The sequence below is a fragment of the Acinetobacter sp. Ag2 genome (genome assembly GCF_001005515.1).
Classification (GTDB): Bacteria; Pseudomonadota; Gammaproteobacteria; order Pseudomonadales; family Moraxellaceae; genus Acinetobacter; species Acinetobacter bereziniae.
Window position 1 is genome coordinate 1 of sequence record NZ_LBNA01000023.1, and the last position, 14,513, is coordinate 14,513.

Below are 14,513 nucleotides of genomic sequence, written 5' to 3' on the forward strand. Positions count from 1 at the left end.
ACCGTGTGTCACTGGATATAGTGATTGATTTTTCTTTGCCAGCTCAACGAGTGCTGAGGGGAGTAGATCAATGAATTGCATGGCGAGGTAAGCCAAAACGTATCCGTAGTGATAATGGACCCGAGTATGTTAGTGATTTAATGCAAGCGTGTTGTACTCAGCATGGAATTGAGCATGTATTTACTCAACCTGGTCATCCACAACAGAATGCTTATGTAGAACGCTTCAACAGGACGGTTAGATATGAATGTTTGAATCAATATTTATTTCGAGAGCTTGAAGAAGTTAAAGACTATACAACGATATGGCAACACTTTTATAATCATGAACGACCACATATGTCAGTTGATGGTAAACCACCTAAATTTAAACAATGATAAGGACTTTAGTTTTCTACTTATTAAATCAATTAAAAATGGGAGTATTACCGCGCTATCTGCACGGGTCATTAATAAAATGAGAAAGAAGATGCTGTAAACAAGAGGAAGAATATTAGTCAAGTTAAAAAGTTGGCTATTTTTGGTAATTTGTAATCTAAATTTGAAAGAACTCAAAAGGGCTTATTTGAGTTGGCATCCATTTTGCTTTTCTTAATTTAGTCCTATCATTGAGCTAATTTATGAAATTAATTAGAAATTCTTATTTACCCAAGTCATTATTGCTTTATTTTTGGGATGTTTATTTGGGTATTTTTCTCCAGAAATTGCTAAGAATTTCCAGGTTTTAGGTACAGGATTTGTCAAATTAGTTAAAATGCTTATTGCTCCACTTATATTTTGCGTGATTGTTTTAGGTATATATGGTGCTGGCGATTTAAAGAAAGCAGGTAAGGTTGGTGCAAAGACTTTAATTTATTTCGAGGTCATGACCTCAATTGCACTTGTACTAGGGCTCATTGTTGAATATATCTTTAAACCTGGTCATGGAATGAATGTAGATTTATCAACATTAGATGCATCACAGTTGGAAAAATATAATGAGAATATTCATGCTGTTACTGGAGTATCAGATTTTTTCTTAAACATGATTCCTCAAACTGCTGTAGGAGCATTTACAGGGAATGATGTTCTTCAAGTTGTTGTTTTCGCTATTCTGTTCGGTGTTGCATTATCAATGCTTCCTAAAGATACTAAGGATCCAGTGGCATCTTTGATCGATAAGATTTCTCAAGTTATTTTTAAAATAATGGCGCTTATTGTGAAATTGGCACCTATAGGCGTTTTTGGTGCAATCGCTTTTACTGTAGCTCAATTCGGAATTGCAACGCTTGTTAATCTAGGCTATTTGATACTCATTTACTATATGACCGTTATTTTCTTTGTCGTTGTTATACTTGGACTCATATTAAAATTATTAGGGTATAACATTTTTAAATTCATAAGATACTTTAAAGAAGAAATTTTGATTGTCTGTGGGACATCATCATCTGATTCGGTGTTACCACAAGTCATGTATAAATTAAAAAAACTCGGTATTAAAGACACAACTGTAAGTCTTGTTATTCCATCTGGATACTCTTTTAATCTTGATGGATTTTCAATCTACTTGACACTTGCTGTTGTTTTTATTGCTCAGGCTACTGGCGTTCATTTATCAATTTCAGACTTACTCATCATTTTGCTTATAACTTTGTTTACTTCTAAAGGTGCGCATGGTATTCCTGCATCAGCAATTGTTGTTTTAGCTGCTACGTTATCCAGCTTTCCAATTATACCTGCAATTGGTTTAGTGCTGATTCTTTCAATAGATTGGGTGATCGGAATTATTCGAGCAGTCAGTAATTTAATTGGCAACTGTGTTGCTACCTTAGTCATTGGCTCTTGGGAAAAAGATGTAGATGTTCAACAGGTACAACGTATGCTAAATGATCCTAATTGGGCTAAGTCTGAGCTAGTTCAAACACCACCCCAATTAAAACCTATTGATGAAAAATCCATAATATATTGATGATTCGATGAAAAGAATGCCAATAAAGTTGATTGGCATTCTTGAAATAGCAAATTACTTTAGGTAAAAGCCATTTCCTGATCATTTCTTATTTTTTCTGAATATTTATTCAAAATTATCTTTCTATGTTTGATTTCACTCACCCAATTTAATTGAACCTTAACTTTGACGTTGGTTGACCTTAACGATCTGTTTAGCACATAAATCGATTATTTTGAGGGGAGATTACCTTTGACTTTAGTGATGAGAATCAGACAATACATTTTTAAATACTTTATATAAGCCAAGTATGGGCATGACAACCTTATGTGCAAACTAATTAAGATATTGCTATAACAATAGAATGAAAATAAATGGGGTTATTGACCGATATAGTCATCTACATTAACGTTTTAGTGTCATGAAAAAAAATATTTACTTCACATAAATTTCATTTCGGGTTGATTAAACTTCTTTATATAAAATCCAATGATTAGAAAATTAGGATACCTCTATGTTGAATCGTGTTAGGCAGTGGATAGACAGTTGGTCCCGTCCGATTCAGGTACAGACCAGTTCTCCAGAAAGCAAGAAAATTCAATGGGTACGCATTATTCCTTTTATCATTCTGCATGTTGCCTGTCTCGGTATATTTTATGTCGGGGTATCTTGGTTTGCTGTCACTTTCATGTTGCTATTTTATCTGATAAGAATGTTTTCAATTACTGCATTTTTCCATCGATATTTGTCACATAAAACGTTCCAAACCTCACGAATAGTTCAATTTGTTTTTGTGTTGATTGGAACGATGAGTGCTCAACGTGGACCTTTGTGGTGGGCTGCGCATCATCGTTATCATCATCGGTTTACGGATACAGAACATGATCCACATTCATCGACCTATGGTTTTTGGTATAGCCATTTAGGCTGGTTTTTAAATGATTATAATTTTGCCACGCGTAAAGAAGTGGTCAAAGATTGGCTGAAATATCCTGAACTGGTGTGGTTAGATCGTTTTAGCTTGATCATTGTGCTGCTAACGGCAGTGTCAATTTATGCTTTGGGTGAGTGGCTTGCCGTTGTCTATCCATCACTTACCACATCAGGTCTACAACTATTGGTCTGGGGCTTTGTTGTTTCAACAGTTTTATTAATTCATGCCACTTTATGTATTAATTCACTCGCACATTTATATGGCAGTCGAGATTTTGAAACAGAAGATCAAAGTCGAAACAATTTATTTTTATCGATCATTACTTTAGGTGAGGGATGGCATAACAACCATCATTATTATGCTGGGAGCGCTAGGCAAGGTTTTTATTGGTGGCAAATTGATATCACTTACTATCTTTTAAAAATGATGTCTTGGATCGGTTTAGTCTGGGGATTGAAACCAATACCCGCACGAGTCTATGAATTCAGTAAAATTGCTCAATCATCAACTAAAGTAAATATCTTCATTAAAACAAACACCAATAAAAGTTCAACTGGGGAATCTTCATGAAAATTGCGATTATTGGGTCAGGAATTTCTGGACTGTATGCTGCATGGAAACTTTCAAAACATCATCAGGTCACTATATTTGAGAAAAATACGTATTTTGGTGGGCATACTGATACACATGATTTGATCATTGATGAGCAAAAACTCGCTATTGATAGTGGTTTTATCGTATTCAATCATTATAATTATCCATTATTTAGCCAGATGATCGCTGAGTTAGGCGTAAAAGCACAAAACAGTGATATGAGTTTTTCGGTCAATAATCTAATTACGGGTTTACAATATAACCCTTCAAAAAAAATTTCTTTACTAAGTAGACCACAAAATTTTTTTAAATCAAAATTTAGAGCCATGCTTTCTGATCTTTTTAAATTTTATTCAGCAAATAAAACTGTCGTGGTGAATGATCTTGAGATCAATTTAAGTATTGAAGATTATCTAAATCAAAATGGATATTCCGAGGCTTTTCGCCAAGAGCATTTATATCCAATGTGTGGCGCATTATGGTCATGTCCGATTGATCAAGTAGGAAAAATTCCTTATAAATTTGTGGTGAGTTTTTTTCAACACCATCGAATGCTTCAGCTTAAAGATCGCCCTCAATGGCAAACTATCATTGGTGGTTCAGCTCGTTATGTCGAAGCCATTCAACAGCAGTCTGTAAATATTGAGTTTAAAAAACAAGCAGTAATCAGTGTATCTCGTTTGACGGATCAAGTGATTGTTCAAACAGAGTATGAGACACAAAAATTTGATTGGGTGGTTTTTGCAAGTCATGCAGATGACAGTCTAAAGTTATTAAATGATCCATCTGAATTAGAGCAGGAGGTGTTGTCCAAATTTTCCTATCAAGACAATAAAATGGTGGTACATCATGATCTGACAATTATGCCCAAGTCGAAATCTCAATGGGCGAGTTGGCATGTACATATTACTCAAGATCAATCAAATTTTGATACGCAAAATATCAAGCCAAGAGTTCATTACACATTTAGCTACTGGATGAACAAACTACAGAACTTGTCCTGCCAAACACAAATTTTCGCTACATTGAATCCAAATTTTGACATTAAACCAGAGCTGATTTTAGTTGAGCGCGAGTATCGTCATCCTGTATTTGATATATCAGCCATAGGAGCGCAAGGACGCTGGTCTGAGATTAATGGACAAAATCGAACATCATTTTGTGGTGCCTATTGGGGATGGGGGTTTCACGAGGATGGTGTACGTAGTGCAGCTCAAGTTGTGAAGCATATAGAAAAGCTAATCTAGGAGTTCTCATGTTGCTGACTGAATTAGCTATAGCTCCCGCCTCGATCCGGCATCGACGCTTTTTACCCAAGTCCCATCAATTTGAAGCAAAGTTAAATTATTTATGGTTTGACCCAGATCAAATCCACTATTTTACCGAGCAATCTTATTTATGGTCATCACAACGTTGGAATTTACTCAAACTTGATCCGAATGATTTTTTAATAGAAGAATATGGAACAATTCGGCAAAAAATTGAAAAAATATTATTAAAACAAGCCAATAGTCTACTAGGTTTAGATACACAGATTCGAGTTTTAGCCTTGCCGAGAACTTTAGGTTATCGATTTAACTCAGTGGTATTCTTTTTCATTTTTGATACCAGTGAAAAGCCGCTATTTATTCTAAGTGAAATCACCAACACGCCATGGGAAGAACGTAAAGTATATGTACACGACTGTCGTGACAAAGCTGTACAACATTCTCAATTTAATAGCTATAAATTCGAGTTTAAAAAATCATTTCATGTTTCTCCTTTTATGCCAATGGACATCAATTACAAATGGAGTTTTAATTTCTCTGCGCAACAAAATGTGATTCATATGCAGCTTTTTCAACAAGATGTACTGCAATTTGATGCAACTATGCGATTTTCACTAACCCCCATCACAGTTTCTTCACAACAGCATCGATATGCTATTCATAGTGTCTTTGAACCTTTCAAAATGATGGCGGGAATTTATCTAAATGCTTTTCGTTTATGGAAGAAAAAGGTCCCATTTTATCGGCATCCGAATAAACAAAAAGGAAAAACAAAGCGATGAAAGCACTTATTTCCAGTGAACAAGATTCTCTACCTTTGATTTTACAAAGTTTGTTAAAACTCCGTCATGGTCAAATTATATTTAGCGGGGTGTGGAATGGTTTTGTCGGTGACAGTATTGAGTTAGTAGCAGTAGTTCAGGTTCATGATAAAAAATTGGTGGACTTGATCTTCAAGTATGGTGTGCTAGGCGCAGCTGAAGGCTATATTCGTGGTTATTGGAGTACCAATCATTTGGTTGAATTGATCCAAATTTTGGCACGTAACCGTGATCTTTTGGATCAATTAAATCAAAATATTATTGCTCAAGCGAGCCAATTTTTTTTAAAAGCTTGGTATAAAAAGCGTAAAAACTCGATCAAGGGGAGTCGTAAAAATATCGCAGATCATTATGACCTGAGTAATGATTTCTTTAAATTATTTCTTGATCCATCAATGATGTATTCGAGTGCCGTGTTTAAAGATGCTGAAATGACTTTGGAGCAAGCCTCAGAGTATAAAAAAGATTTGATCTGCCAAAAACTACAACTCAAACCCATGGATCATTTGGTCGAAATTGGAAGTGGATGGGGCGGTTTTGCACTTTATGCTGCACAAAATTATGGCTGTAAGGTAACAACGATTACGATTTCACAAGCACAATATGATGAAGCCGTGGCGCGTATTGAAGCAGCAGGCTTAGCACATCGGGTAGAGGTGCAACTAAAAGATTATCGCTTGCTTGACGGTAAATTCGACAAATTGGTTTCAATTGAAATGATTGAAGCGGTAGGTGAACAATATTTATCTACTTATTTTAAACAATGTCGTAATTTATTGAAACCAAAAGGATTGGGATTAATTCAAGCCATTACCATTGAAGACGCACGCTATAAAAAAGCGTTAAAAACTGTTGATTATATTAAACGGTATATTTTCCCTGGTAGTTTTATTCCATGTATCAGCGTATTAACGCAAACGGCATCCGAACAAAAATTACGTTTAAAACATTTGGAAGATATTGGTCAAAGTTATGCACAAACATTGCATCTTTGGCGGAAAAATTTTTTAGCTGCTCGTGAACAAGTTCTTGAACTTGGATTTGATGAAAATTTTATTCGAATGTGGGACTTCTATTTATGTTATTGCGAAGGAGGATTCAAAGAGGGCGTAATCAGTGATGTACATATGTTGTTTGAAGCAAATATTTATTAACTTCTAAGCATTCATTGATATATCAAGGAGTAAGCAAAATGTTTTTGAAATTGTTTTTACTTGATGTTGTAATTATGCTGCTCTGTTGGCTCATCGTAAGCTATAACAATCGTGCGGGTTTAGTCGATGTAGCATGGAGTTTCTGTATTGCATTGAATGTGATGTTAGCGGCTTTTTTGCTGGATACAGCACCTCTAAGTGTGCGTATCTTTATTGGACTTTCAAGCAGCATTTGGTTTTTACGCCTGACGTGGCATTTATTTCGCCGTTACTGGCATGAAACAGAAGAAGACCGTCGTTATGCCAATATGCGCCGTGCTATGGGGCAATTCAAACATTTGGGATTCTTGGCTTTTTTTATGTTTCAAGCAGGACTCGCGCTTTTGTTTTCTTATCCCATGCTATCGTTACTCAGTTCCCCAAAAACACAGTGGAATGAATGGATCTATTGGGCACAGATTGCAGCCGCACTGGTGATGTTACTGGCTTTTATTGGTGAAAGCACTGCCGATCAGCAGCTATATCGTTTTAAACAGAATCCAAATAATCAAGGTCAAACCATGGATCAAGGATTATGGAAATATTCGCGTCATCCGAATTATTTTTTTGAATGGTTACATTGGTTTGCCTATCCTATTCTAGGATTAGCGGCTGGGCTTTATCTGCTATGGATTTATCCATTACTGATGTGGGTATTTTTATATTACATCACGGGTATTCCGTTTAGCGAACAGCAAGCATTACGTCATCGTGGTCAAAATTACCGAGATTATCAAAAACGAACCTCAATGTTTATTCCGTGGCAACCTAAAGAGTAGATCAAAATATGGATTATATTATTCAACAATCTTTAAAGCTGGTCGAAAGTGGGCTGATCCCAGATCAAGCTATACGTGCGGTGATCCGAAGTTTAAGTAAAAAGCGTTTAATTCAAGAAGGACGTTATGATCCTGAATTGGGTAGTCAGCGTTACATGGATGTTGTGAACATGCTTAAACGTAGTGAAATTGCGATTGAAACTGACAAAGCTAACGAGCAGCATTATGAACTTCCCACTGCATTTTTTCAGTCTGTACTAGGAAAGCACTTAAAATATAGTGCGAGTCTATTTACAGATGCACAAACCAGTCTAGACGAAGCTGAAGCGTTGGCTTTAGCATGTTATTGCGAGCGAGCAAAATTAAAAGATGGCCAACACATTTTGGAAATCGGTTGTGGTTGGGGATCCTTAAGTTTATGGATGGCTGAGCATTATCCGAATGCCTCCATTACGGTGGTGTCAAACTCAGCAACGCAACGTGAATATATTCAGGAACAAGCTAAATTACGGCAGTACAATCATTTAAAAGTGATCACCTGTGATGTCAATGTATTAGAACTTGAATCCAGTGCATATGATCGTGTGGTATCGGTGGAAATGTTTGAGCATGTGCGTAATTACCAAAAGTTATTTGAAAAAATAAATCTCTGGCTCAAACCTGATGGATTATTGTGGTGTCACATTTTTTGTCATCGGTTTTTACATTATCCATTTGAAATTAAAAATGAATATGATTGGATGTCGAAATACTTTTTTAGTGGTGGACTTATGCCATCTGCATCGACTTTCTTACATTTTCAAGATCACTTACAATTAGAACAGCATTGGCAATGGTCAGGTAAACAATATGAAAGAACAGCAAATGCTTGGCTTGAAAATATGGACCGACAACATCAAAGTTTAAAACCATTATTTGAACAAACCTATGGTAAAGATGCAGCAATATGGTGGCAACGTTGGCGAATCTTTTTTATGGCTTGTGCTGAACTTTTTGGTTTTGAACAGGGACAAGAATGGGTTATTGGTCATTTTTTGTTTTGCAAGAAAGTCTTATAATCTAAATTGAATGTGTTGTTTATTGCGGCACACAAGGGAGCATATTTATGCTGAGACTATTTAAGGGCAAGCGTGCCCATCCCTTGGGTGAAGTCTTTAATCGATATTACTGGTTACAAATCGGATTGATTGCTTTATCGATCGTGATTGGTATTACATGTAGTGCGTGGGTGATTAAAGGCACTTTGTTGAAAACTGCACTAGAACAGGAAATGGAACATTATTGGATGCGTGTAGAGCGTAATCCAAATGCAGATTTGCCTGATACTAAAAATTTATATGGATATCGCTGGACTAAGGTAGCGCCAAATAGTTTTCAGAACATGCATTTAACACCAGGCGTTGGCCGTCATTTTGTGGATGGCAAGGAGCGTATGACTGTTTATGGTGAGCGTAATGGACAGCATGTGCTTTTAGTTTTTGGTGAAAGTAATGTCAATAAACTGATTTGGTTGTTTGGATTGGCACCTCTCATGTTAAGTTTGTTTGTGCTTTATAGCGTACTTTGGTGGTGGAACCGTCGTGCACGTCGTTATTTTTCTCCAATCACTAGACTTGCAAATGCTTTAGAAAATATTGACTGGGATCACCAGAACAAAGGGGCATCACCATTTAAGGATATTAGTACTGATGCAAATATGGAAGCAGAATATTTAAAACAAGCGTTAGAGAAATACCATCAAGTTTTGAGTGAATTTATTCATCGTGAGCGTGAATTTAGTCGTGATGTTAGTCATGAATTACGAACACCTTTAACTGTCCTTAAAGGTAATGTTCAGCTTTGCCAAGCTCGTTATGGAGATAATAAAGTCTTTGTTCGTTTGAGCAATACCATAGAGGATATGCAGTTACTGGTTGATACTTTATTGGCAATTGCTCGTAATACGACAAACACACTTATACCAGAACACAGCTCAATATTTAAAATCTTACAAGAATTACAAACTGATCTTGAAAGTGTGGGGCAAGTGAAAGGAATACAAATTAATCTTCATCAGGGGATAGCAGAACAGACACGACAGTTGTATCCCTCTATGACAAAAATGGTTTTCGGCAATATTTTACGGAATGCCTTAAATTATTCCCAAGGATCAGAAATCGATATCATTATACAAAAAAACAAAGTTCTGATTGCTGATAACGGTATAGGTATTCATTTACTCAATGATAATAAAGTACAGGATTTATCTAGCCCTCAATTAAGGTTGCAAACTAAAGGACACGGTATTGGACTCCAACTGGTGCAAAAGCTGTGTAAACAATTAGGCTGGCGTGTAGAGTTATTTGATCGCCTCTATTATTTGAGTATTCACAATGATATAGCGTTAATACCATCGACAGGACTGGTCGTTGTGGTTTATCTTAATTAAATGAATCAGGTTCAAGAGAAATTTTTAAGCCAACACCTGACACGGTATGAATTAATTTTTGATTAAAGGGCTTATCCACCATTTTTCGTAAGTTATAAATATGGCTACGTAGTGCATCACTTTCAGGTTCTTCATCTCCCCAAAGTTCTATGATAATTTCTTGTTTGGTCATAACTTTGGGTGAATTCCTCATCAATAATTTTAATAATTTAAATTGAATAGGTGGAAGTTCTATATTTTTTCCGGCACGGTGAATTGTCTGTTGTGAACTATCTAAGATCAGATCATGAATTTGTAATTTGCTATTCGAGACCTCTCCTATAGATCTTTTGATCAATGCTCGAACACGCATAACTAACTCGTTAAAGTCGAAAGGCTTAATCAAGTAATCATCGGTTCCTGAAGAAAAACCTTTAATTTTGTCATCCAATGTGTCACGTGCTGTTAGCATAAGCACAGGGATATCTAGACCTTGTTCAGTCCTTAACCAGTGGCAAAGATCGAAACCACAACCATCAGGTAAATTGATATCCAATAAAAGAATATGATAAGGATGATTTTTCAATAAATTACGTGCTGTATCTAAGTTACGTGCATGATCAATGACAAAATCATGTGCTTCTAAAAATTCACAGAGTGTAGAGGCTAATTCGTAATGGTCTTCCACCATAAGGATAAAATATTTTGTCATTACAATAACTTTATGTTGTTAATTTAAGAGTTGTTGCTTCAATTTAGCATTAAATGGCGCTGAACCTAACCAAATTTTAAAATATTGATTGGCTTGATCATTTTGGATATGACCTAATATTTTTCCATTCAGTGAAAGCGTTAATATGCGGGATGAATGGACGTAACTTAAGGTATATAAATCCCCATTTTTAACTGGTTTATAAAGCTGTGTAATTTGGTTTAAAGCCGATGTTTCTTTAAAATCAGGAATATTTTTCTTTAAAAAATGAGTGGCTGCGCGTTTGAAAGCCCATTCAGGAATATTCTGGTTGTATAAAAAATTCATTTGAATACTTTGATTTTCCCAAGTCTGTTTACAAGATTCTGCAAAGTAGCTTGCCTGACCAATCTGTTTTGTACCAACTAAAATCGCACCATTTCCACACTGTTTAAATGTTGCTGCTTGAACATTTGAAATACTGATGGATAAACTTGCTACAGATATAATCATTACGGTGATTTTTTGAATGTTAATACCCATGAATATAAGCCTCCGAAATAAGGTAACTGGCGAAACAAGCCATTTGCTGGATCCCAAAAGTCTTGTTGGAAAATAATTTGTTGATCTTTGTTGACCTTGATTTCGCTGACGCCATAAGACGCCATCGTTTTATTCACACCAAAAATTTTGAAATCATAAGCCATAAACCAATGAATATATGCAGAATCTCGGTGGTAGGTCGTGTTTAATAATTTGACTGTAACATTGCTAACTCGTTTATTCATGCCTTTAAAATGTTCAATCAAATTTTGTCGCGATGAAAATTGAGAAAGAGTGTCATTGATATAGAGTTGATCTGCGTATAACGAACTTGCCTTATCGATGAATTCAGCTGTACCTAAGGTATTGAAGGTGGATGTAAAGCGGGTGCCAATATCTAATGCTTGAGTATCGGTCAATGGAATACCAACTACATTATTTCTAGCTTTACCATAATCTGCGGAGTAACTAGGAATACTTTTGCATCCAGATACACAAAGAAGTGTGAATATGGAGGCAAATATTTTTTTTGAGTTTTTCACGTTCATTATCCATTTGGAGCCTTATCTAATACTGTAGATAAGTAGTTGTGAACGGGATGTGAAGTCAGATAGGAAAAATATCATGTCATCTTTGACTTTGTTACTGGGTTTTGATTCGCCTTAATCATGAACTTAGGATTTTATTAAAATAGAAAAAGATCATATATTTTCTTTTCGGCATTTTAGCTCCAAATTTGATTTAGCAACCTACCCAGTCAGAATATGACGGTGTTCGCTCAAAATAATTGAGCTCAAGTTTAGAAAATAGAAAAAATATTTTTAAAAATATCTAAGTGTTAAATTAATAACAAATTCTGATTAAGTTTTCACACGATTTAAAAAAAAAGAAAATTTTTAATGGAATGGTCTAATCATTAAGATATATGAATAAAAACGAAAACTTTACAATAGTTTATAAAAATTACAGTGCTATACAGTTGAATTGCTTTTTACTAACAAATTTCAACAACATTTTTTTAAACCATTAAGAATAATTGATATTAATTATTGGAAAAGGATAGTGAATGATGAATGCTAAAGTAAATAATAATATTTTTGATGAATTGAGAAGAAGTCATGATAAGCAAAGAAAATACGCTGAACAACTCATTCAAACCTCAGGGGATACTGAAGAAAGAAGAAATTTATTTGATGCACTGAAAAATGAACTTTTTGCTCATGCTGTTGCTGAAGATCGATATTTTTATATTCCTTTAATGATGACAGATCCTGGTTTGAATATTACCAGACATGCACTTTCTGAACATCATGAAATGGATGAATTGTTAGAGCAACTTACTGAAACAAAATTCAGTCATCCAAGTTGGTTAACAACTGCAAAAAAACTTTCAGAAATTGTTCACCATCATTTAAAAGAGGAAGAACATAGTTTTTTCCAACAAGCAGGTAAAATATTAGGTGAAAAAGAGAAAAAAGATTTGGCTAAACAATATGCAGCTGAATATCAAAAGTACTTAAACAAAGATAAAGATAGCCTTGTGTAAAAGGCTATCTTTTATTTAGTTTTTAAGGGGAAAATTTTTTTGAAAGCTTTTTATCTATGCTTAATGATCAATTTACTGATGGATTAATACTATATCGGTGTTTTTAGGTTTGCAATCGTATAACAATAGAAGTAACAGAATGATTGTTCAGAGTTTTACTTTTTACTCCTGATTTGAAAAAAAACTAAGTCTCAATAGTCTAAAAAAACATTATTTTAATCATTGATGTTATCTTGCCTGAATTGAATGTTAATTTGTTTAAAAATTGTGTAGTTAAGAGAAACAATGATTGAGATGTTAAAAATAAAATGTATAACATAGATGAACTGTTCTTCTAAATGAAACAATCAATCGAACGGATGTCAGCTTATGGCGAATAAAAATAATCAGCCTTTAGCATCGGCACAACCTCTTCACTTAAATGAGTTGGTCGGTTGTGAAGAATGTGATGCGATTTATCGTAAAGTTGACTTATTACCGAATGAGCGTGCTTATTGCACATGTTGTGGTGCAGAGTTATATCGACGCAGCCGACCTTTTTCGTCATTGCTTGCTATAGTCATTACAGCACTGATTGTATTTGTTATTGCCAATAGCTTCCCTATCGTGATTGTGGAGTTACAAGGGAATACCTCACAAACCACGCTGATTGGAGCTGCATGGACCATGTTTCATATTGAGCGTCCTTTTGTCGGGGCACTGATTCTCATGACTACATTTATTGTTCCATTGATTGAGTTGTTATTGTTGAGTTATGTCTTAAGTTGTGTTGGTTTGTTTAAATACCGACCTCACTATCTCAGATTGGCACTGAAAACTTTATTTTTATTTAGAACATGGGGGATGGTGGAAGTCTTTTTAATTGGTGTATTGGTCACCTTAGTTAAATTGGTTGGAATGGTGACGGTAATTCCGGGTGTGGCACTTTGGGCGTTTACGATCCTAAGTATTCTTTTGGTTTATATTGCTTCGGTGAAGATCAAAGATCTTTGGGATGAAGTCGATCGGAGCTTAACATGACACAAAAGAATCATCATGATGATGAGATTAGTTCAGTGCTAGAGCATCTTTCTGATGTTGATTTACAAGTCAAAAGCGATGTGCGCGCAAAGGATGTTGGATTAATACAATGCCATTGTTGTGGCTTACTGAATTCTGTTGGCTCAAGCATAGACGAACATTCTGAACTAAAGTGTTTAAGGTGCAAAAGTGCATTACACTCGCGTAAACCGCAAAGTTTAAATCGAACTTTTGCTTTAGTCATTGCCGCAGCAATTTTATATATTCCAGCCAATGTAATGCCGATGACAGTAACGGATTCTTTATTGGGACGTCAGCAAGATACCATTATCAGTGGGGTGATCTACTTTTGGCAAAATGGAGATTATCTAGTGTCTGTGGTCATATTCATGGCAAGTATTTTCATTCCAATTTTAAAATTATTAATTTTGATTTTTTTATTGGTCGCTGTGTATATGCAATCATCTTCAAGATGGCATTTTTCACCTGAACATTGTGCACTGTTATATAGAATTGTTGAATTTATTGGGCGCTGGTCGATGATTGATGTTTTTGTGGTGGCTTTATTGACAGCTCTTATTCAAATCCAATCCTTAGCGACAATTTTGGCTGGACCCGGAGCTGTGGCTTTTGGTGCAGTCGTTGTTTTAACCATGTTTGCTTCATTGAGCTTTGATCCAAGACTGATCTGGGATAATTACTTCAAAGCGCACAAGGCGAATTCTCAACAACCCCAACAGATGAACACAGTTGTTATTCATCAACTGAAAAGTTAAAAAGAAACCAAATCC

The 14,513-nt window shown here is 35.4% G+C and carries 13 protein-coding genes and 2 pseudogenes; 12 read left to right on the forward strand and 3 right to left on the reverse strand.

Going from position 1 to position 14,513, the window contains the following annotated elements; translation table 11 throughout:
* From AAV97_RS01415 to AAV97_RS01455, 9 genes and pseudogenes are all read left to right on the forward strand, one after another.
* A pseudogene (locus tag AAV97_RS01415) lies at positions 1–377 on the forward strand (integrase core domain-containing protein); the annotation flags it as partial.
* Positions 378–619: 242 nt separating this feature from the next.
* Positions 620–1,947: pseudogene (gene dctA / locus AAV97_RS01420) on the forward strand (C4-dicarboxylate transporter DctA).
* Positions 1,948–2,440: 493 nt separating this feature from the next.
* Positions 2,441–3,430, forward strand: coding sequence for an acyl-CoA desaturase (locus AAV97_RS01425; protein ID WP_046759607.1), 990 nt, complete (start codon positions 2,441–2,443; stop codon positions 3,428–3,430).
* Positions 3,427–4,701, forward strand: coding sequence for an NAD(P)/FAD-dependent oxidoreductase (locus tag AAV97_RS01430; RefSeq protein WP_046759608.1), 1,275 nt, complete (start codon positions 3,427–3,429; stop codon positions 4,699–4,701). The genes AAV97_RS01425 and AAV97_RS01430 overlap by 4 nt, the downstream gene beginning before the upstream one ends.
* 8 nt (positions 4,702–4,709) lie before the next feature.
* Positions 4,710–5,504: a DUF1365 domain-containing protein gene (locus AAV97_RS01435; protein ID WP_046759609.1), complete on the forward strand. Its 795-nt coding sequence runs from the start codon at positions 4,710–4,712 to the stop codon at positions 5,502–5,504.
* A complete protein-coding gene (locus AAV97_RS01440) occupies positions 5,501–6,697 on the forward strand; it encodes an SAM-dependent methyltransferase (protein WP_009584841.1) in 1,197 nt (398 codons plus the stop codon). The genes AAV97_RS01435 and AAV97_RS01440 overlap by 4 nt, the downstream gene beginning before the upstream one ends.
* Positions 6,698–6,735: 38 nt before the next feature.
* The gene (locus AAV97_RS01445) at positions 6,736–7,515 is read left to right on the forward strand and encodes a DUF1295 domain-containing protein (protein ID WP_009584906.1); all 780 of its coding nucleotides are present in this window, start codon (positions 6,736–6,738) and stop codon (positions 7,513–7,515) included.
* 8 nt (positions 7,516–7,523) lie between these two features.
* The gene (locus tag AAV97_RS01450) at positions 7,524–8,573 is read left to right on the forward strand and encodes an SAM-dependent methyltransferase (protein WP_004831335.1); all 1,050 of its coding nucleotides are present in this window, start codon (positions 7,524–7,526) and stop codon (positions 8,571–8,573) included.
* 47 nt (positions 8,574–8,620) lie between these two features.
* Positions 8,621–9,943, forward strand: coding sequence for a sensor histidine kinase (locus AAV97_RS01455; protein WP_042090189.1), 1,323 nt, complete (start codon positions 8,621–8,623; stop codon positions 9,941–9,943).
* Here AAV97_RS01455 and AAV97_RS01460 read toward each other — a convergent pair.
* From AAV97_RS01460 to AAV97_RS01470, 3 genes are read right to left on the reverse strand one after another with little or no spacing between them, the layout of a single operon-like run.
* Positions 9,936–10,634 (reverse strand): response regulator transcription factor, encoded by a 699-nt coding sequence (locus tag AAV97_RS01460; protein ID WP_004831333.1) that lies wholly within the window; start codon positions 10,632–10,634, stop codon positions 9,936–9,938. The genes AAV97_RS01455 and AAV97_RS01460 overlap by 8 nt on opposite strands.
* Positions 10,635–10,652: 18 nt before the next feature.
* Positions 10,653–11,156, reverse strand: coding sequence for a chalcone isomerase family protein (locus tag AAV97_RS21080; protein WP_004831332.1), 504 nt, complete (start codon positions 11,154–11,156; stop codon positions 10,653–10,655).
* A complete protein-coding gene (locus AAV97_RS01470) occupies positions 11,126–11,704 on the reverse strand; it encodes a hypothetical protein (RefSeq protein ID WP_046759610.1) in 579 nt (192 codons plus the stop codon). Before AAV97_RS01470 ends, AAV97_RS21080 begins: the two co-directional genes overlap by 31 nt.
* 518 nt (positions 11,705–12,222) lie before the next feature.
* Here AAV97_RS01470 and AAV97_RS01475 point away from each other — a divergent pair.
* From AAV97_RS01475 to AAV97_RS01485, 3 genes are all read left to right on the forward strand, one after another.
* Positions 12,223–12,702 (forward strand): hemerythrin domain-containing protein, encoded by a 480-nt coding sequence (locus AAV97_RS01475; RefSeq protein WP_009584881.1) that lies wholly within the window; start codon positions 12,223–12,225, stop codon positions 12,700–12,702.
* A gap of 369 nt (positions 12,703–13,071) precedes the next feature.
* On the forward strand, positions 13,072–13,722 hold the full coding sequence (locus AAV97_RS01480; RefSeq protein WP_046759611.1) for a paraquat-inducible protein A: 651 nt from the start codon (positions 13,072–13,074) through the stop codon (positions 13,720–13,722).
* Positions 13,719–14,498, forward strand: a complete 780-nt coding sequence (locus AAV97_RS01485; RefSeq protein ID WP_046759612.1) for a paraquat-inducible protein A — start codon at positions 13,719–13,721, stop codon at positions 14,496–14,498. The genes AAV97_RS01480 and AAV97_RS01485 overlap by 4 nt, the downstream gene beginning before the upstream one ends.
* Positions 14,499–14,513 lie beyond the last annotated feature (15 nt).

Excerpts from the sequence above, each read along its gene's own strand:
- AAV97_RS01425 (WP_046759607.1), top strand. The coding sequence starts at position 2,441 with ATGTTGAATCGTGTTAGGCAGTGGATAGACAGTTGGTCCCGTCCGATT.
- AAV97_RS01430 (WP_046759608.1), top strand. The coding sequence starts at position 3,427 with ATGAAAATTGCGATTATTGGGTCAGGAATTTCTGGACTGTATGCTGCA.
- AAV97_RS01435 (WP_046759609.1), top strand. The coding sequence starts at position 4,710 with ATGTTGCTGACTGAATTAGCTATAGCTCCCGCCTCGATCCGGCATCGA.
- AAV97_RS01440 (WP_009584841.1), top strand. The coding sequence starts at position 5,501 with ATGAAAGCACTTATTTCCAGTGAACAAGATTCTCTACCTTTGATTTTA.
- AAV97_RS01445 (WP_009584906.1), top strand. The coding sequence starts at position 6,736 with ATGTTTTTGAAATTGTTTTTACTTGATGTTGTAATTATGCTGCTCTGT.
- AAV97_RS01450 (WP_004831335.1), top strand. The coding sequence starts at position 7,524 with ATGGATTATATTATTCAACAATCTTTAAAGCTGGTCGAAAGTGGGCTG.
- AAV97_RS01455 (WP_042090189.1), top strand. The coding sequence starts at position 8,621 with ATGCTGAGACTATTTAAGGGCAAGCGTGCCCATCCCTTGGGTGAAGTC.
- AAV97_RS01460 (WP_004831333.1), bottom strand. The coding sequence starts at position 10,634 with ATGACAAAATATTTTATCCTTATGGTGGAAGACCATTACGAATTAGCC.
- AAV97_RS21080 (WP_004831332.1), bottom strand. The coding sequence starts at position 11,156 with ATGGGTATTAACATTCAAAAAATCACCGTAATGATTATATCTGTAGCA.
- AAV97_RS01470 (WP_046759610.1), bottom strand. The coding sequence starts at position 11,704 with ATGAACGTGAAAAACTCAAAAAAAATATTTGCCTCCATATTCACACTT.
- AAV97_RS01475 (WP_009584881.1), top strand. The coding sequence starts at position 12,223 with ATGATGAATGCTAAAGTAAATAATAATATTTTTGATGAATTGAGAAGA.
- AAV97_RS01480 (WP_046759611.1), top strand. The coding sequence starts at position 13,072 with ATGGCGAATAAAAATAATCAGCCTTTAGCATCGGCACAACCTCTTCAC.
- AAV97_RS01485 (WP_046759612.1), top strand. The coding sequence starts at position 13,719 with ATGACACAAAAGAATCATCATGATGATGAGATTAGTTCAGTGCTAGAG.